This window comes from Myxococcales bacterium, assembly GCA_016712525.1.
Classification (GTDB): Bacteria; Myxococcota_A; Polyangia; order Polyangiales; family Polyangiaceae; genus JAAFHV01.
The window spans coordinates 982,639-999,381 of sequence record JADJQX010000006.1; the positions used below are offsets into that span (position 1 = coordinate 982,639).

Here is a 16,743-nt window from a genome sequence, read left to right on the forward strand (position 1 = left end):
CCTCAAGTTTGGTAAAATCAGAATATTTTCGGGCACTTGTGCGAGTGCCGCGGTTACTTTTCGGCCGGGAGGAGCGGGAGCGGGACCCGCGAGCCCGGGAACATCTTCTCGGCGAGCGCCTTGCGATCGTTCGACCGCTTCTTGAGCTCGGCGCGCCCTTCGGGGGTCTGCACTTTGCCCATCTCGGCCTTGATGCGCGCGACCGACTCGGTGAGGTAGGCCGTGCGCGCGGGGCCGATCTTGTCTTTCGCGGCGTCGTCGAGGAGCGCGTTCGCGTAGTCCCTGCGGGGGCCCGCCGGGATGAGCGCCTCGACCTGCCCGCGGACGACCGTGCGGACGTGAGCGTCGACCTTCTCGGGCGACGACGGCAGCTTCTCGAGCACCTTCGGGTAGAGGCCGCAGCGCGTCGGCGAGAAGATGTCGTTCTTCTCGTCGAAGAGCCGGATGGCCGTCACCGTCTGGAACGAGAGGACGCCCTTCTTCTGGAGGCCACGCTCGATGCGTTTGTCCATCTCGGAGCGCACCGGCATCATCGTCGGCAGGACGTCGAGCGAGTACGACGGAGGCCGCACGAGCTGGCTGCCGAAGACGAACGGGTCGACCCAGAGCTCGATGGGGGCCGTCTCGGTGCCGCTCGTGTAGCGGAGCTCGGTCTCGCAGAAGACCGACTTCAGGAGCCCCGAGATGCGCTTCGGTTGGTCGCCGTCGATGTTGGCTTGGACGAAGCCCGTGCCCGTGACCACCGTGCCGTCTTGGCGAGGGAGGCCCTCGTTCCAGGCCGTCATGCCGGCGATCATGATCTTCTCGAGGTCGTTCGCGAACGAGAGCCTCGGGTGCGATTTGTCGAGCGAGGCGGCCTCGCTGACGATGGCCTTGGTGTCCCCGCTGATGTTCGTGTCGACCGGGAGGAGCTTGTGCGTCGACACCCAGTTCGTCCACGGCTCCGACATCTCGTTCATGAGCGGACCCATGTTCACGTGACAGTCGTTGCACATGCGGTTGCCCTGCGCCGGCGCCTTGGACGTGCGCTTCGACGTGGGCTTCTTCTCGTAGACGAGCACCGAGTTGTCCGGCATGAGGCGCACGCGCTTCATGATGCCCGGGCCCTTCGGATCGGGCCCCGGGTTGAACACGTAGAAGTTGTAGAGGCCCGTCCTCCGATCGAGCGCCATCACCTCGACGTGGTCGAACACGAGCGTGTCGCCCTTCTTGCCGGCCTCGCTGTCGGGGTCGGAGAAGAGCGCCATCATGAGGCTGTAGCTGCCCCACTGCGGGTCGTAGACGCCCTCGGGCGGCACACGATCGGGCGTGTTGCACCCGGTGATGACCGCGCGCGGGAGGATGGTGCCCGTCTTCGAGGCCGTGCCCGCGGTCTGGCGGGTCTGAGCCTCTTCGACGACGAAGACCTCTTTCGAGTCCGTGCGGGCGCAGGCACGCCCGATCCCGAAGAGCTGTTCGGCCTGCTGAACGGTGCCGGGCACCTTCTTCAGGTCCTTCTTGAGCGCGTCGGCGACGCGGTCGTCTCCGAAGAGCCCGTCGGCTTCGGCGATGTCTTCCTCGGACTGCTCGACCTCACCCTCGCCCTCGCCCCCGCACGCCGGGACGAAGCCCGCGAGGAGGAGCGCCGAGGCGAGGCCGAGCGAGAGCCTAAGGCCCCCACGAAGCTTCATTTCGCGCCCTTCGTCCAGTCGGCGCAGAAGGCGCTCGCCGTCTTCAGGGTGCAGGTGCCGGGCTTCTCGACCGCGCGGGCCGGGGCCGTCATGACGATGTCCTTGCCGAAGGTGTCGTTGCAGAGCTTCGAGAGGTTCTCGCCGTAGTCGAAGTCGTTCTCGAGCTCGGCGACGCGCGTCGCTGGGATCTCGCAGATCGTGAGCTGCTGCGACTCGGTGCCGTCCTTGAGCTTGGCGCGGCGGCAGCCCGGCGGCAGCTTGTCGGCGGCCGACCACGTGCCCTGGAGGAAGCCCGGGAGCGCCGCGGGGAGGGCGTCGTACTTGCAGCCGCACTCGAGCGACGCGCGCACCACGATCTCGGTGATGTGCGGGTCGGACATGCGCCAGTCGACGCCGCCGTTCTGGAGGCGGTTCACCGACATGCACGAGTACATCGACTGCTGCTCTTCGTAGCCGGGCGTGTTCGCCGCGGCGACCTTCGCGCCGAGGCCCTCGGCGACCTTCCAGTTTTTGCTGGTGGCGAGGCCGTTGCGCTCGCAGGCGGCCTTGAGCTTCGCCTTGGTCTCGGGGTTCGCCGTCTTGCTCGCGAGGTAGCAGGCCGCCGCGCGAACGTAGGCGAGCTCCTTGCTCTTGCCCTTGTCGACGCTGAGGTTGATCGAGTCGCGGATGAGCGTGGTGGCCGCGCCGCGCGTGTTGAACTGGCCCTTCATGCGGACGAGCTTCGGGTCGACCGTGGCGTTCAGGTTCTCCTTCGAGGAGAGGGCCTGCGCGAGCTCGCCGTCGATGGCGCCCGAGTACGTGTTCTTGCCGTTCTGGTCGAAGCGCGTCTGGCCGTCGACGTCCGAGTAGACCGACGTGAAGAGGCACTGGAGGGGCTTGCCCTTCACGATTTGCCCCGCCGTGGTCACCTTCTTGCCGTCGGAGATGGCCATGTACTCGCAGTACTCCTGGCCGCGATCGAGCTCGCCGTCGACGCCCTCGCGGTCGCCGCACTGCCACCGAACCACGCCCTGCGCGGTCTCTTGGGCCTTCACGGCCGAGTGGCGGGTGATGTTGCCGTCGCAGAGCTCGGCGAGCGCCCAGACCGTCTGCGCCGACTCCGGCGTGATGTCGTCGACGCTGACCTCTTCCTCTTCCTCCGTGGTGGCCGAGCTGCAGCCCATGGCGAGGGTGGCGACGAGGGCGGAGATGGTCGAAAAGGCAAAAATTCGGCGTGCGCTCATTTGCCTACACGTAGTCCATGGCCTGAGGTGCGGCAAGGCGCCGAGGACGGATTTATTCCTCTAACGGAGTGTTCAACAATGGGTTTTTCTCGATGTTTCTTGGTGGTCGCCGGGCGGACCACCTAAAAAAATCGTTCGTAGGCTAAACAAATCGAGCCCCTCGAGGCACACGAAGGTCCTCCCCGTCGCCACGGATCGCGCAGCGCTTGCGTGCACCTCCGCGCGCCTCGTGCGCGGCGATCCAGGTGCGCACAGCGATATTTGCGCGCCAAAATGGGCCGAGGGCCGCGGCCATCGTGCGCCGTCGGCCCCCGGGTGCCTCCTCGAAGAGGTGCGTCAGGTCGGGACGCCGATCTGCTCGATCTCCCACGTGGCGACGGGCTTCACACGATCGCGGAGCATGGCCTCGACCTCGGCGTCGGTCTTGGGCTCGCCGAGGCGCACGAAGCGTCGCGAGAGCACGTCGTAGCGGCCCGCCCAGAGGAGCACCGACACCAAGAAGAAGTCGATGCCCTGGAACACGATCGCGCCCTCGGCGGCGTACTTCGCGCGGTTCTTGAGGAGCTCGGCCGGGTGATCGGCCCAGTGGCGCGCCGCCATGAGGTGATGGCTGATGTGGTAGCCGTCGTTGAAGCAGCGGCGGTTATACCCGCTGTTGATGCACGTCACCGAGTTCGCGATGCCGTTGTTCTTGCGAGCCGTGTTGATGAACGCGTGCTGGCCCCAGTTGCCCACCATCATCATGAAGCGGCACGTCACGTAGGGGACGAGGAACACCGTGACGCCGAAGCGCCAGTCGAGCGCGATCCCGCCCGCGATGACCGCCATGTGGCAGAGCTCGCTCACCACGGCCCGGCGCGCCATGTCCTTCTTCTTGTGGCGCGCGAGGTAGAGCGGCAGCTCGATGAGCGAGAAGAGGAAGAAGCGCGCGAAGTAGGCGAGGAAGTGGAGGAAGCTGTCGCGCTGGTAGCGGATCGTCGACGAGAGATCCGTCGGCATGTTGTCTTCGGCGTGGTGCATCCCGATGTGGTGCTCGCGGTAGCCCGTGGGCATGCCGAAGAAGAACGTCATGAGGTAGGGGTGCGCGCGATCGAGCACCTTGAGCCGCTTCAAGAAGGGCCGGTGCATCGTGTTGTGCAGCATCAAGATCACGGGCGACACGAAGTAGCCCCAGATCACGAGGTACACGGCGATCGGCACGAGCGGGTGGACGAGCCCGCGCTTCAAGAGGAAGAGGAGGCCCACCATGCCCGAGCCCATGAGGGCGACCATCTGGAGCGTGAGCCGAATGAAGACCTCGTCGCGTTTGTCGTGCAGGATCGACTGACAGAAGCGGGTGAACGGGCCGTCTCCGTAGGTGGGGGCGGCGGCCGGATCGGTCAGCTCGAGGGGCGCGAGATCGGACATCGTGGCGGTCTTTAGCCCGATCCCGTGGACGGTGCCAGGGCGTGACGGTGCGAACCTTCGTTCGCGGTTCGGCAGGCTCCAACCTCGCGAAACTGCGCAGGATTTAGAACGTGGAACGAACGGCGAGCCCGGCCCCGGCGGGGCTCGGAGCGACGGGGAACGACCGCGGCAAGAGGAGCGCCGTCCAGAGCGCGCCGAAGCCCACGCCGACCGCGATCGTGCTCACCCAGGCGAGGTCCCGCGCGCGCTCACCCGCCGCGAGGGCTTCGGTGTCGGTGCAGTAGGCGCGGGCGTCGATGCACGTGGAGGTGTAGGTGGAGCGCGCGGAGACGGCCATGATCCCCGTGATCCCTGCCACACCGAAGCCCGCGAGCGAGACCCCGAGGGAGGCCCACGAGGCCGCGCTGAACGAGGCCCGTGGGTGGGCCTGGGCCTCGTCGGGGGAGGCGGTCGCGGAGCCGGGCTTCGTGGTGAGCACGTACGCTTTCGGCGTGAACCCCTCGGGGGCGGGAGGCGCGGCGGTCGAAGGAGGAGCTGCGGTCGGCGGGGCGGGCGCGGGGAGCGCGGGGCTCGCCTCGTCGTCGATCGCTACCTTCTTGTGCTCACCCTCGCGGAGGTCGAAGGCCCGCGTCGAGGGGGCGGCGCCGTCGCGCTCGATGCGCGCCGTGTGAGCGCCGGGATCCAGCCGAACGGGCTCGCCGAGGTCGTCGATCTTCTGGCCATCGATGGAGACGCGCGAGGGCGCCCCCCGGCCCGGAGAGAGGACGAGCACGACGGTGGGCACCCGTGGCCCGAGCGCGGCGAGGTGAGCGTGGGCCTCGCCGAGGCGATCGGCTCGGCCGTCGGCGCGGGCGCGGGTCGCGGCGCTCAGGTAGGCGCGCTCGGCCGACGCGACTCTCCCGGCCTTCTCGAGGCACAGCCCGAGGTTCATCAGCGTGCCGCCTGCCGGGTCGAGGCGCTGGCTCTCTTCGAAGAGGGGGCAGGCGCGGGCGTAGTCGCCGGCTTCCATGGCCTTTTTTCCCTCCCGGAACATGCTGTCGGCCGTGTCCGTCGGCGCCGAGGGCTGGGCGGCCGCGACCCCCAGGAGGGAGAACGTCGCGAGACAGGCGAGCGCCCCGACGAACCGCGCCCTCACAGCACCCTCTTCAGGCTCAGATCGAGCTGGCTTCGCGCCAGGCGGAGCAGGCTCTCGAACTCGGCGCGCCCCACGTTCATGCGCTTTTCGAAGGCGATCCGCGTGCGATCGAGCACCGCCTCGCGCACCTTCGCCACCCAACGCGCCGCCGTGGCCCGGTGCACTCCGTAGAGCTCGCCGAGCGCGTCGATCCCGAGGCCGTCGACGGCGTGCTGCCGGAGGAGGAGCCGCTCCTTCGCGTCGAGGCTCGCGAGGGCGTCGTGGAAGGCCTCTTTGAAGGCGGGGCGGTACGCCTCTTTCACGAACGCGAGCTCGACGTCTCCGTCGGCCACGGCCCGCGAGATGACGCCGCTCTCCGAGACCTCGCGCTCGGTCTTTTTCCGAGCGCGGAGGGCCGCGCGCGTGGCCGACACCCCGATCCAGCCGGAGAGCTCGCCGCGCCCGGCGTACTGCGCGATCTTCGGCCTCTCACCGGGCTTCGCGACGAAGAGGTGCTCCCGGAGGTTCTGTTCGATCTCGGCGATTTCGTCGGGCGAGAAGCGTTGCCCGCGGAGCCTGCCTGCCGCCGACCCGTGGACGTGCGCGCGCTCGATGGTGCCGATGGCGGCGGCGTCCCCTTGGCCCGCTGCGTGGGCGAGCCAGAGGTCCTCGACGTGGACCTTCGCGACGGCCTCGGGGGTCGGCGTCTCGAGCACCTCCACCAACCGGCGGACGAAACCGGTCGCGTGCCGCGCGAGGGCGGGGTGGGCCTCGGTCGCGCGCGCCGTGGCGTCGACGAGAGCGCTCGCGAGGGCCTCTGCGGCGGCGGGCGGGAGCCCTGCCTCGCGTGCCGTGGCGAGGGCCGTGGCGCGAACGTCCATGGGGGCACCATAGCCCAGCGGAGGAGGCCGACAAGAGCTCGCCGCGGTGCCTCCCGTCCTCGTTCCTCCCGCATCCCGGCTCGACCTGGTAGGCTCCTTTCTCCGTGTCCGACCTGCCGTGCCCTCCCGAGGACGAGCTCCTGGCCTTCGCGAGCGGGGGCGCGTCCGAGGCGGTCCGCACGCGTATCGTCGGGCACCTCGCCGGATGCGACGAGTGCCGCGAGGTCACGAGCGAGCTCTCCAAGGCCCGCCTCGGGGTGGCCCCCACCGAGACGCCCGATCCGCGCCACTCGGCCCCCCCGCCATACGAGCGACCGCCCGTGCTGGTGTTCGATCCGGGGGAGACGATCGCAGGAAAATTTCGGGTGGTGCGGGTCCTCGGGCAGGGAGGCATGGGCGTCGTGGTGGACGCCGAGCACCTCATGCTCGGCAAACGTGTCGCGCTCAAGTTCATGAGCCCGAAGCTCGCCGAGGACTCCGAGGCGGTCGCTCGGTTCGTGCGCGAGGCGAGGGCCGCCGCGCGCCTCGTGAGCCCCCACGTCGTGTCGGTGCTCGACGTCGCGACCCTCGACGACGGCACGCCCTACATCGTGATGGAGCGCCTCGTCGGGTGCGACCTCGCGACGCTGCTCGAACGAGGCGGGGCGCTCGAGCCGTCGCTCGCCGTGGGGTACGTGCTCGAGGCCATGGAGGCGCTCGCCGAGGCGCACGCCGCGGGCATCGTCCACCGGGATCTCAAGCCCGCGAACCTCTTCCTCGCCGAGCAAAAGAGCGGTTCGTCGATCGTGAAGGTGCTCGACTTCGGGATCGCCAAGTCGGACGATGGCGCCCTCGGGGGCGGGGTCACGACCTCGCGCACGGTGCTCGGCTCGCCGCGCTACATGGCCCCCGAGCAAATGCAGAGCTCGAAGGCCGCCGACATGCGGGCCGACGTGTGGGCGCTCGGCACCATCTTGTTCGAGCTCGTCTCGGGGAAGCCGGCGTTCGGGGGCGAGACCCTCGCCGCGCTGTCCGTCGCGGTGTGCGCGGGGCCTATCCCTAGCTTGGCCGACGCCGCGCCGAACGCCCCGCGGGCCCTCGTCGAGGCCGTCGCGGGGTGCCTCGAGCGCCGAGTCGAGGCGAGGTTCTCGGACGTCGGCGTGCTCGCGCGGGCCCTCTCCTCCGTGGCGCCCGCCTCCGCTGCCGCGAGCCTCGCCACGATCGAAGCGGCGTTTCCCGGTCGCGCCGAGGCGCGCTCGATCGCCCCGACCGAGGAGGCCTCCCGCGTCTCGGCCGAACGACCTGGCGGCGCTCGTAAGTGTTGGATAGGTATGGCTTTTGTTCTCGCGGTTGGGTTCGGCGCCGCGGCGGTGTGGGGCGTCGGCCGCGCACGCTCGACGCAGGGAGAGCCTGGGCCGGGCCCGACCGCGACCGCTCCGGGCGCGGCCTCCTTGGTGCTCGTGCCCACGCCCACCCCGAGCGTCGCGCCCACGTCGGAGCCGTCCGCCGCGCAGCCCGAGGCGGCTCCTTCCGTCGCGAAGGTGCGCTCGAACGCGAGCGCCAAACCGGGCGTCGCAGGTCCCACGAGCCCGTCTCCCGTCCCTCCTGCGCCCTCACGGCCACCGTCGGCGGCGCCTCACCCCACGCCGTCTTCCCCTTACGACGAACGGAGATAGCGCTCCCTCTGCGGCTTTCGTGCCTCGGCCGGACGTGTACGCTACGCTCGGCGCCGCATGTCGACCGACGAAGCCGAGATCTGGGTGGTACGCGACGAGATCACCTCGCCGCCGAGCCGAGCCGTCAGCATTCGAAAGCTCCGGCGTGGCGTGAAGCTCGGCAAGCTCCGCCTCGAGTACGAGGTCGCGCGCGTGGGCACGGATCGCTGGATGACCCTCGCCGAGCTCTTCGACTCGCGCAAGCCGAAGCCCGTGGTGCTCACGGAGTCGTCGGTGGTCACGTCGGCGCCGAACCGGGCGACGTCGGAGGAGGAGGCCGCGCGTGTGCTCGAGCGCCCGCACAGGCCACGGCTTCGTCGCATCAGCAAGGCCTCGAACGCGCCCCCGTCGGATCCCGAGCCGCTCGAGCTCACCGCCGACGACGTGCTCTCCGACCCCGACCTCGACGTGGACGACGACGAGATCGACGTCGTCGCCACCTCGCAGCTCCCGAAGGTCATCGTGGATGGTCTCGAGGATCCGCTCCCCTTGCTTACGGCGAGCCCCGACGCGACGCCCACACCGGCCGCGCCCGAGGCCCTCGGAGACCCCACACCGTTGCTCGCCGCCGCCGCCTTCGAGCCCGAGCCCGAGACGGCTCGGCCGAAGGTGTCCGTGCCCGCGCTCGCCCCGCCCGACACACCGGCCTCCGTGTTCAGCTCGCCGCCCCCTTCGGTGCGCGCCGCCGCGCCCACGCTCTACACCCGCGAGGAGTCGGGGGGCGTCACCGTGACGGCCATCGACGTGCCGTTCTTCGCCCTCGTGCGCCTCATGATCAAGGTCGCCTTCGCGAGCCTTCCGGCGCTCGTGCTCCTCTCGGTCGTCCTCTCTCTCGTGCTCTTCGGCGCGCGCTGGGTCGCCGTGGCCGCGGGGCTCGGCGCGCGCTGACGCGTCTCAGCGGCAGCCCGTGCCCGTGCAGGGGCACGTGGTGCCCGGCGGGCACGAAGCCGAACAGTCGGCCGAGTTGCACGTCGTCGTGCAGCCGCCCCCCGTGCAAGAGACCGGGCACGTCGAGCCTTGGTCGCACACCGACGTACACGCGCCACCCGTGCAGCCGACGTCGCAGCGGGCGTTGGCGGAGCACCTCACCTTGCAGCTCCCGCCGGTGCACCCGATCTTGCAGGTGCTCTGCTCGCGGCAGGTGACGTCGCAGCTCCCGCCCGTGCAGGTCATCGCGCACGTCTCGCCCGCGGGGCACTCGCACGGGGTGCCGGCGGTGCACGAGACGTCCTTCGAGGGCTTCGTGCCGCCGTCTCCGCCCGCGCCGACCTGCCAGTCGTACGAGCAGGCCGCGAGCACGATCGCCGAAGGGGCCGCGAGGGCGGCGAGCCGGCAAACGACGGAGCGAGAGGGCGTGGGAGCGGCCATGAGGGGACGACCTCGACCATACGGCCCGGCGCGGCCGAGGTCACCTTCTTCGTGCGCCTCGGCGGGTGCTACGGTGCTCGGGTGAACCGCGTCGTGCAGGTCGCTCTCTGGGTAGGGCTCGCGGGCTCGGCCGGGAGCGTCGCGTGCTCTCGGCGCGATCCCGTGCAAGATGCAACGAAAACGGCTCCGACCGCGGCCTCTGCCGTCGCGCCGCTCGAGGCTCGTCCCTCCGCGCCCTCGAGCGGGTCCCCGTGCCCCACGTCGCGCCCGTGCCGCATCTTGCCCTTGGGGGACTCGATCACCTTCGGGCTCGGCGGCTCGCCCGGGGGCTATCGCGTCCCTCTCTTCCGGCTCGCCCGCGAAAAGAAGCACGAAATCGTGTTCGTGGGCCGGGTACGCTCGGGGCCTTCGGCGGTCGACGGGGCGCCGTTCTCGCCCGCGCACGAGGGCTACTCGGGGTACACGGTCGCGCCGTGCGGAGGGCGCGAGGGCCTAGCGCCGCTCGTCGACGGGGCCCTCTCCACGGAGCCGCCGGACGTCGTGCTCCTCATGATCGGCACGAACGACGTGGCCGTGGGATGCGATCTCGCCGCGAGCGCGAAGGCCCTCGAGGCGATCGTGGATCGTGTCGCCGAGCGTGCTCCGAGCGCGACCACGATCGTGGCGAGCCTCGTGCCCACGCAGAGCCCGGCCATGGACCTCCGGGGCGACGCGTACGTCGCGGAGGTCGCGAAGCTCGTCGAGGCGCGCGCCGCCCGCGGGGTGCGGATTCGCTACGCCGACATGCGCGCGGCCTTCGCGACCCGAGAGGGCTACCGCACGCAGCTCCTCGCCGACCTCGTGCACCCCAACGACGCCGGTTACGCGGTCATGGCAGAGGTGTGGGCGAAGGTGGTCTGGCCGTAGCGGCACGCGATGCGTCATGCCCCCGCGTCGAGGCGCGTGCAGGTTGCATGGGTGCGTGGGCCGTGGAAGGGTGCGCGTCCCGATGATCGCACGTCCCCTTTCTTTCATGCCTTTCGTCGTCGCTCTCTCGTCGCTCGGGCTCGCCGTCGCGTGTGGCAGCACCACGCGCACCGTGACCGACGATCCCGTTCCCGACTCGGGCCTCCCCAACTTCCAAGATGGCGGCGGCGACCTCTCGTGCAAGGGCGGCAAGATGTGCGTGGGCAACGCCATCCACACGTGCGACGCCTCGAACAAGCCTGGCGAGAAGATCGGCGAGTGCAACGGCAAGACCGAGGTGTGCATCGGCGGCGAGTGCCAGGGCGGGTGCGCCGCGGCCGACGTGCTCACGTCGAACGTGGGCTGCGAGTTCTGGGCCGTCGATCTCGACCAAGAGAACGACTTCTCGAACAACGCCGCGAGCGCCCCGTGGGGCCTCGTCATCTCGAACGCGGGTGACAAGGCCGCCGAGGTGTTCATCGAGTCGAACGACGGCGGCCCCGGGAAGACCCCGGACATCAAGCTCGTGAAGCGCGTGCTCGTCGAGCCGGGCACGCTGTCGACGGTGGAGATGCCCACCCGCGAGGTCGACGGCAGCACCCAGGGGAAGAACGAGGGCCCGGGGACGATGCTCTCGTCGAACGCGTTCCGCGTCACCTCGAGCCAGCCCATCATCGTCTACCAGTTCAACGCGCTCCGATCGCAGTTCTCGAACGACGCGTCGCTGCTCTTGCCGACGGGCAGCCTCGGCTCGATCTACCGCGTGCTCTCGTGGCCCTCGGGAAAGCCCATTTCCATCGGCGGGAGCCCCATCGATCGTGGCTACGTCACGATCGTGGGGACGAAGGCGGGGACGCAGGTCGAGGTCACCGTCGCGAACGCGATCGTCGGCGGAGGCGGCGTGCCCCCGACACCCAAGGGCGGCGTCGTGAAGGCCACGCTCGGCGCGTACGACGTTCTCAACCTCGAGACCGACGGCATGCCCGGGGACATGACCGGCACCATCGTGACCTCGTCGCAGCCCGTCGCCGTCTTCACCGGCACGGAGCTCTCCGGCGCTCCTGGCGCGAAGAAGCCCCCGCCGCCCGATCCCGAGGCCAAGCAGTGCTGCCTCGATCATGTCGAGGAGCAGCTCTTCCCGGTCGAGTCGTACGGCAAGGCCTTCACGATCCCGCGGAGCCCGGTGCGGTCGCGTGGAACCTACACGGATTACGACATCATCCGCTTCATGGGCGTCGCCACGTCGGCCACGGTGATTACGAACCTCCCCGCGCCCGACGACCGCTTCACGCTGAACCCCGGCGAGGTCCGCGAGACGTTCACCAACAAGGACTTCGTGGCCGAGGCCTCGGAGCCGATCGCCATCGCCCAGATCTTGGTCTCGCAGGACTACACCGAGGAGGTCATCGGCGATCCGTCGCTTACCATCTTCCCCGCGATCGATCAGTTCCGCGAAAACTACCTCTTCCTCGTGCCTGGGTCGTGGACGCGGAACTACGTGGCCATCTCGAAGCCCGAGGGCACCAACGTGACCATCGACGGCAAGGTCCCCACGGACTGCGTGACCGCGCCGCTCGGCTCGGTCGGTGGCTCGGCGTGGGTGGCCCAGCGCTGCCCGCTCGCCGAAGGCCCGCACACCATGAAGGGAGACAAGGCCTTCGGCATCGCCGCGTACGGGTACGGCCGCGCCGGCTCCTACGCCTTCGTGGGCGGCGCGAACGTGAAGAAGATCTACAACCCGCCGCCCATTCGGTGAGCCTGGCTCACGTCTTCTTCTTCGGGTACCACTCGCCGGAGCGCGCCGCCTCTTCGCCCGCGGCCTCGATGCGGGCGGCGCTCTTCGGGTCGAACATGCGCACGAGCTCGAGCTCCAAGAAGAGCGCGCGATCGTTCCTGTGCCTCGTGCCGACCTCCTTCCCGTCGCGGAGGGTGACCTCGGTCTCGTCGTAGAAGTACTTCATCCGGCACCCTCCCGGGTCGGACTGGCCGTGCACCTCGTAGAACGTCGTCGTGACGAGGACGTCGTTGCCCGCGCCCTTGCCCTTCTCGGTCCGCGGTCGCGTGCGCTTGATGGTCGGGTCGACGTCGTCCCACGTGGGGCTCGCGAAGAAGAGCTTGTTCGGGTCGTCCGCGCCTTTCACGGCCGTGACCTTGTCCCACACCATCGCGAAGGGCTGCTGGAAGACGTAGGCGTCGAGCTCTTGGGTGAGCGCGTTCGTGCGCGCGAAATTCGCCTTGAGGTACCCGCAGCCCGCCGCCCCGAGCGCGAGGCCCAGGGCGGAGGACAGGAACGCGCGGCGGTGAAGCGTGGGGGGCTGCGACGAACGGGCGTGGGGCATGCGAAGGATCCTCTCGGGAAGTGGGCGCGCAGGGGAAGGAAAAATGCGCCTTGAATCGGGAGGTTGCACGGGCCGTGCCCAGGGCGCACGTGTGCCGGAGCGCCGAGCTCGCGGCGCGTTTCGAGGCTACGTGTGAGCGCGGGTTCTCGGCCGCGGAGGAGCCCGCTCGGTACGCTCGACCGGCCGTCAGCCCGGAAGGAACCCGTCGCGCACGAGCCTCGCGCGGAGGTCCTCGGCGCTCGAGAAGACGTGGCTCGATGCGCCGTGCGCCTCGGCGCCGGTGCAGTTGTCGGCGCGGTCGTCGACGAAGAGGCACGCCGCGGGAGGGCAGGGGACGCGCGCGAAGAGGGCCTCGTAGAACGCGGCCTCGGGCTTCCGCGCGCCCACGTGGTGGCTCGCGACGACGCCGTCGAAGAGGGCGTCGAGGGCGAACGTTTCGCGCACCTCCTCGATCCACACGGGGTAGTTGCTCGCGACGTAGAGGCCCACGCCGGCCTCCCGCAGGTCGACGACGAGCTCGCGCATCCCGGGGAGGAACGCGTACCCCGCGCGCCGCTCGGCGTGGAACGCGCTCATGTCGAAGGTGTGGCCCGTGCCCTCGCGGAAATACCCGGCGGCGAAGGTCGCCTCGTCGATGTGCCCCTTCTCGAACCTCGGCCACACCTCGGGGTTCCGCGCGGCGCCGATCTCGCGCAGCTCGAGCCCCGTGGCCGCGCGCAGCGCCTCGCGGTACGGATCACGGAGAACGGTGTCCATCAGATCGAAGAGTACCGCGCGGCGCATGCGCCGAAGGTAGCGCGTGTCCTGCCTGTCGTGCGTGGCGGAGGGGCTCGCGAGCCTGAACCAGCACCACGAGGGACGATTGCGTCGTTCAAAATACTAGTTAACACATTGACGAATCTGCGCTCTCCTCGCGGCCATGGTGAACGTCACGCGACGTGCGAAGGGGGTGGCGGCGGTGGCCGTGGCGGTCGTGGCCATTGGGCTCTGTCACGCCGGGCGCGCGGGCGCGACGCCTCTCCCGCTCACCACGCCGCTCGAGCCCGAGGTGTCCTACCCGCGCCTCTCGGGGGGCTTCCGGGTGCCCATCGGGGTAGGCGTCGGGTCGCTGCGCGGAGGGGTCACGCTGGGCCTCTCCGCCCGTGCTGGCGCCGAGCTCGGGAGCCTCTTCGGGGTGTACGGTGAGCTCGGCGGGCAAGGAGCCTTCTACGGTGGGCTCTCGGCGTCCGCGGGCGGCGCCGTGGCCTCGATGCTCCCGTACGCCGCGGTCCTCGGGGCGTTCAAGATCCCGCAGCTCGAGCTCTCGTTCGGCCCCGCGGCCGGGCCCTTCTTCCCGTTCCCCCAAGGGCGTGACGGGGTCGGCGCGCGCTTCGGGGCGCTCGCGCGCCTCACGTGGATCGCGGTCCCGGCGCGAAAATCCACGGGCTTTCACTACGCACCGAGCTTCGAGATGCTCGCGCTCGGAGGCCCTCAAGGATCGAAGCGCTGGGAGGCTACGGTCGCCACGACGGTGAGCTTCATCGGGTTCGAGTGGTACTGACGCGCCGCTCGTTCGCGCGCCCCACGCACGTTATTCGTCGCGACGTGTCGAGAGTGCTTGCAATCGCCGACCCGTTTGGTAAGGGAAGCGCCCCCCGAGGTTCGCCCCGGGGTTGCGGTTTCACTACGACCCTCCCGGCCTCCGGTGAGGCTCCCTCGTAGGAGCAGGAAATGAAGAAAGTTACCGGTCAAATCAAGCTCCAGCTGCCCGCCGGCAAAGCGAACCCCGCTCCCCCGGTCGGCCCGGCCCTCGGTCAGCACGGCGTCAACATCATGGGCTTCTGCAAGGAGTTCAACGCCAAGACCGCCGGCGGCGACATGATCATCCCCGTGGTGATCACGGTCTACTCGGACCGGTCGTTCACGTTCATCCTCAAGACCCCCCCGGTCGCCGTGCTCCTGAAGAAGGAAGCCGGCCTCGCCACGGCCAAGAAGCCGGGCTCGGGCTCCAAGGAGCCCAACAAGACCAAGGTCGGCAAGGTGACCGAAGAGCAGGTCGACAAGCTCGCCAAGATGAAGATCCAGGACATGAACTGCACGGATCTCGAAGCGGCGAAGCGCACCATCCGCGGCACGGCCCGCTCGATGGGCATCGACGTGGTCGCCTGATCACGCACTAGGCTTTTTATCGCGCTCGCCTCGAAATGGTTCGGGGAGGCGCACTCGAAAACCTCGACACCACCGCCCGGAGAGCACCTCCGGGGCCGCGAGAGCGGACGGTGGGAGGCCCGAAAGGCTCCCAAAGAGCTCTAGGGACCGAAGGGAGGCACATTGGCGAAACTGTCCAAGAATCGCACGAAGGTGACGAAAGACGTCGACACCTCGCGCAAGTATACGGTCGAAGAGGCATGCGCCATCGTCAAGGCGGCGAAGTTTGCCAAGTTCGACGAGACGGTCGACATCGCGGTTCGGCTCGGAGTCAATCCGAAGCACGCCGACCAGATGGTCCGCGGAGCGATCGTCCTCCCGCACGGCACGGGTCAAACGGTGCGCGTGCTGGTTTTCGCGAAAGGCGACAAAGAGCGTGAGGCCCGCGAGGCCGGCGCCGATTTCGCCGGAAGCGACGACATGGTGGCCAAGGTCAACGAGGGTTTCCTCGACTTCGACCGCGTCATCGCCACGCCCGACATGATGGGCGCGGTCGGTAAGCTCGGTCGAGTCCTCGGTCCCCGGGGTCTCATGCCGAACCCGAAGGTCGGTACGGTCACGTTCGATATCGGCAACGCGGTCCGCGAGGCCAAGGGCGGCAAAATCGAGTATCGCGTCGAGAAGGCGGGCATCGTGCACGCGCGTATCGGCAAGAGCTCGTTCTCGGAGTCGGCGCTCGCCGACAACGCGAAGGCCCTCATTGGTGCGCTCATCCGCCAGAAGCCCTCGACGGCGAAGGGCACCTACATCCGGAGCATCACGGTCTCGTCGACCATGGGCCCCGGCCTCAAGGTGGACCCCGCGGCGTTCTTGGGCAAGACCGAGGAGGCCTAAGCCATGGCAGCCGCCACCAGCACCAAAGCAGGCAAGACCACCATCATTGGTGAGGTCAAAGGCAAGTTCGACAAAGCGACCTCGGTCGTCCTCCTCGACTACAAGGGGATGACGGTCGAAAGCGCGACGAAGCTCCGTGCGAATTTCCGCAAGGCCGGCGTCGAGTACAAGGTCGTCAAGAACACGCTCATCAAGCACGCCCTCAAGGAGAGCGCCTACAGCGACAAGCTCGGGAAGACCCTCACGGGGATGACCGGCGTCGCGTGGAGCTACGAGGACCCGTCCGCCGCGGCCAAGGTCGTCAAGGCCTTCCGCAAGGACGAGGGCGACGCCGGCCAGAAGCTCCAGATCAAAGCTGGTCTTCTCGACGGTGGCATCCTCGACGGCAAGCAGGTCGAGGACACCCTCGCGACGATGCCGGGCAAGGACGAGCTCCGCGCCCAGCTCCTCATGACCCTGCAGGCCCCCCTTACCCAGTTCGTCCAGCTCCTCCAGGCCCCCGCGCAGAACTTCGTTTATCTGCTCAAGGCCAAAGAAGACCAAGGCTGAACGAGCCGCGTGCACCTCGCCACCGGCGGAAGCTCGTCGGTATGACCCGATTCAAGACTTTTAGAACGTTTGGAGATTACGAACATGACTGACATCACCAAGGACCAGGTCGTCGACTACCTCTCGAACCTCCCCGTGATCCAGATCGCGGAGCTCATCAAGACCCTCGAGGACAAGTGGGGCGTCAAGGCGGCTCCGGCGGCGATCGCCGTCGCGGCGGGTCCGGCGGGCGCGGCTCCGGCCGCGGCCGAGGAGAAGACGGAGTTCAACGTCGAGCTCGCCGAGGCGGGTGCGAACAAGATCAACGTCATCAAGGTCGTCCGCGAGATCACGGGCCTCGGCCTCAAGGAGGCGAAGGACCTCGTCGAGGGCGCGCCCAAGGTCCTCAAGGAGGGCGTTTCCAAGGCCGACGCCGACGACATGAAGAAGAAGCTCGAAGAGGCCGGCGCCAAGGTGGCCCTCAAGTAGTCTTCGTCCGATACGTGCATCTTGCACGTGTCATCGAGAGCCGTCGTTCCCTCGAGGAGCGGCG

Annotated in this window: 17 protein-coding genes; 9 read left to right on the forward strand and 8 right to left on the reverse strand. The window is 69.0% G+C overall.

Annotated features, from left to right (window positions below; all coding sequences use genetic code 11):
• Nucleotides 1-53: 53 nt before the first annotated feature.
• The 5 genes from IPK71_16130 to IPK71_16150 form a co-directional block, all read right to left on the reverse strand.
• Nucleotides 54-1,670, reverse strand: coding sequence for a hypothetical protein (locus IPK71_16130; GenBank protein MBK8215268.1), 1,617 nt, complete (start codon nt 1,668-1,670; stop codon nt 54-56).
• Entirely contained in the window at nt 1,667-2,893 is a 1,227-nt protein-coding gene (locus IPK71_16135) for a hypothetical protein (protein MBK8215269.1), read from the reverse strand. Before IPK71_16135 ends, IPK71_16130 begins: the two co-directional genes overlap by 4 nt.
• A gap of 336 nt (nt 2,894-3,229) precedes the next feature.
• A complete protein-coding gene (locus tag IPK71_16140; GenBank protein MBK8215270.1) occupies nt 3,230-4,300 on the reverse strand; it encodes a fatty acid desaturase in 1,071 nt (356 codons plus the stop codon).
• Between the two features lie 103 nt (nt 4,301-4,403).
• Nucleotides 4,404-5,435: a hypothetical protein gene (locus IPK71_16145; GenBank protein MBK8215271.1), complete on the reverse strand. Its 1,032-nt coding sequence runs from the start codon at nt 5,433-5,435 to the stop codon at nt 4,404-4,406.
• Nucleotides 5,432-6,295: a hypothetical protein gene (locus tag IPK71_16150; protein ID MBK8215272.1), complete on the reverse strand. Its 864-nt coding sequence runs from the start codon at nt 6,293-6,295 to the stop codon at nt 5,432-5,434. Before IPK71_16150 ends, IPK71_16145 begins: the two co-directional genes overlap by 4 nt.
• A gap of 104 nt (nt 6,296-6,399) precedes the next feature.
• Between IPK71_16150 and IPK71_16155 the strand changes: the two genes are divergently transcribed.
• Nucleotides 6,400-7,950, forward strand: coding sequence for a protein kinase (locus IPK71_16155; protein MBK8215273.1), 1,551 nt, complete (start codon nt 6,400-6,402; stop codon nt 7,948-7,950).
• Nucleotides 7,951-8,007: 57 nt separating this feature from the next.
• Nucleotides 8,008-8,877: a hypothetical protein gene (locus IPK71_16160; GenBank protein MBK8215274.1), complete on the forward strand. Its 870-nt coding sequence runs from the start codon at nt 8,008-8,010 to the stop codon at nt 8,875-8,877.
• Nucleotides 8,878-8,883: 6 nt separating this feature from the next.
• On the opposite strand, the gene IPK71_16165 is transcribed toward IPK71_16160, so the two are convergent.
• Nucleotides 8,884-9,357 carry a hypothetical protein gene (locus IPK71_16165; GenBank protein ID MBK8215275.1) on the reverse strand — a complete coding sequence of 158 codons (474 nt, stop codon included), beginning with the start codon at nt 9,355-9,357 and terminating at the stop codon, nt 8,884-8,886.
• Between the two features lie 81 nt (nt 9,358-9,438).
• On the opposite strand from IPK71_16165, the gene IPK71_16170 reads away from it, so the two are divergent.
• The gene (locus tag IPK71_16170; GenBank protein ID MBK8215276.1) at nt 9,439-10,263 is read left to right on the forward strand and encodes a hypothetical protein; all 825 of its coding nucleotides are present in this window, start codon (nt 9,439-9,441) and stop codon (nt 10,261-10,263) included.
• Between the two features lie 106 nt (nt 10,264-10,369).
• Complete coding sequence (locus IPK71_16175) at nt 10,370-12,058, forward strand: IgGFc-binding protein (protein ID MBK8215277.1); 1,689 nt, start codon at nt 10,370-10,372, stop codon at nt 12,056-12,058.
• A 7-nt stretch (nt 12,059-12,065) separates the two neighbouring features.
• Here IPK71_16175 and IPK71_16180 read toward each other — a convergent pair whose 3' ends face one another.
• Nucleotides 12,066-12,641 (reverse strand): hypothetical protein, encoded by a 576-nt coding sequence (locus tag IPK71_16180; protein MBK8215278.1) that lies wholly within the window; start codon nt 12,639-12,641, stop codon nt 12,066-12,068.
• A 186-nt stretch (nt 12,642-12,827) separates the two neighbouring features.
• Nucleotides 12,828-13,424: an HAD family phosphatase gene (locus tag IPK71_16185; protein ID MBK8215279.1), complete on the reverse strand. Its 597-nt coding sequence runs from the start codon at nt 13,422-13,424 to the stop codon at nt 12,828-12,830.
• Between the two features lie 136 nt (nt 13,425-13,560).
• On the opposite strand from IPK71_16185, the gene IPK71_16190 reads away from it, so the two are divergent.
• From IPK71_16190 to rplL, 5 genes are all read left to right on the forward strand, one after another.
• Nucleotides 13,561-14,181 carry a hypothetical protein gene (locus IPK71_16190; protein MBK8215280.1) on the forward strand — a complete coding sequence of 207 codons (621 nt, stop codon included), beginning with the start codon at nt 13,561-13,563 and terminating at the stop codon, nt 14,179-14,181.
• Nucleotides 14,182-14,351: 170 nt separating this feature from the next.
• Nucleotides 14,352-14,789, forward strand: a complete 438-nt coding sequence (rplK, locus tag IPK71_16195; GenBank protein MBK8215281.1) for a 50S ribosomal protein L11 — start codon at nt 14,352-14,354, stop codon at nt 14,787-14,789.
• A 162-nt stretch (nt 14,790-14,951) separates the two neighbouring features.
• The gene (locus IPK71_16200; GenBank protein MBK8215282.1) at nt 14,952-15,662 is read left to right on the forward strand and encodes a 50S ribosomal protein L1; all 711 of its coding nucleotides are present in this window, start codon (nt 14,952-14,954) and stop codon (nt 15,660-15,662) included.
• A gap of 3 nt (nt 15,663-15,665) precedes the next feature.
• A complete protein-coding gene (locus IPK71_16205) occupies nt 15,666-16,211 on the forward strand; it encodes a 50S ribosomal protein L10 (GenBank protein MBK8215283.1) in 546 nt (181 codons plus the stop codon).
• A gap of 84 nt (nt 16,212-16,295) precedes the next feature.
• On the forward strand, nt 16,296-16,679 hold the full coding sequence (gene rplL / locus IPK71_16210) for a 50S ribosomal protein L7/L12 (GenBank protein ID MBK8215284.1): 384 nt from the start codon (nt 16,296-16,298) through the stop codon (nt 16,677-16,679).
• Nucleotides 16,680-16,743: the final 64 nt, after the last annotated feature.

Excerpts from the sequence above, each read along its gene's own strand:
- IPK71_16130 (MBK8215268.1), bottom strand. The coding sequence starts at position 1,670 with ATGAAGCTTCGTGGGGGCCTTAGGCTCTCGCTCGGCCTCGCCTCGGCG.
- IPK71_16135 (MBK8215269.1), bottom strand. The coding sequence starts at position 2,893 with ATGAGCGCACGCCGAATTTTTGCCTTTTCGACCATCTCCGCCCTCGTC.
- IPK71_16140 (MBK8215270.1), bottom strand. The coding sequence starts at position 4,300 with ATGTCCGATCTCGCGCCCCTCGAGCTGACCGATCCGGCCGCCGCCCCC.
- IPK71_16150 (MBK8215272.1), bottom strand. The coding sequence starts at position 6,295 with ATGGACGTTCGCGCCACGGCCCTCGCCACGGCACGCGAGGCAGGGCTC.
- IPK71_16160 (MBK8215274.1), top strand. The coding sequence starts at position 8,008 with ATGTCGACCGACGAAGCCGAGATCTGGGTGGTACGCGACGAGATCACC.
- IPK71_16165 (MBK8215275.1), bottom strand. The coding sequence starts at position 9,357 with ATGGCCGCTCCCACGCCCTCTCGCTCCGTCGTTTGCCGGCTCGCCGCC.
- IPK71_16175 (MBK8215277.1), top strand. The coding sequence starts at position 10,370 with ATGCCTTTCGTCGTCGCTCTCTCGTCGCTCGGGCTCGCCGTCGCGTGT.
- IPK71_16180 (MBK8215278.1), bottom strand. The coding sequence starts at position 12,641 with ATGCCCCACGCCCGTTCGTCGCAGCCCCCCACGCTTCACCGCCGCGCG.
- IPK71_16185 (MBK8215279.1), bottom strand. The coding sequence starts at position 13,424 with ATGCGCCGCGCGGTACTCTTCGATCTGATGGACACCGTTCTCCGTGAT.
- IPK71_16190 (MBK8215280.1), top strand. The coding sequence starts at position 13,561 with ATGGTGAACGTCACGCGACGTGCGAAGGGGGTGGCGGCGGTGGCCGTG.
- rplK (MBK8215281.1), top strand. The coding sequence starts at position 14,352 with ATGAAGAAAGTTACCGGTCAAATCAAGCTCCAGCTGCCCGCCGGCAAA.
- IPK71_16205 (MBK8215283.1), top strand. The coding sequence starts at position 15,666 with ATGGCAGCCGCCACCAGCACCAAAGCAGGCAAGACCACCATCATTGGT.
- rplL (MBK8215284.1), top strand. The coding sequence starts at position 16,296 with ATGACTGACATCACCAAGGACCAGGTCGTCGACTACCTCTCGAACCTC.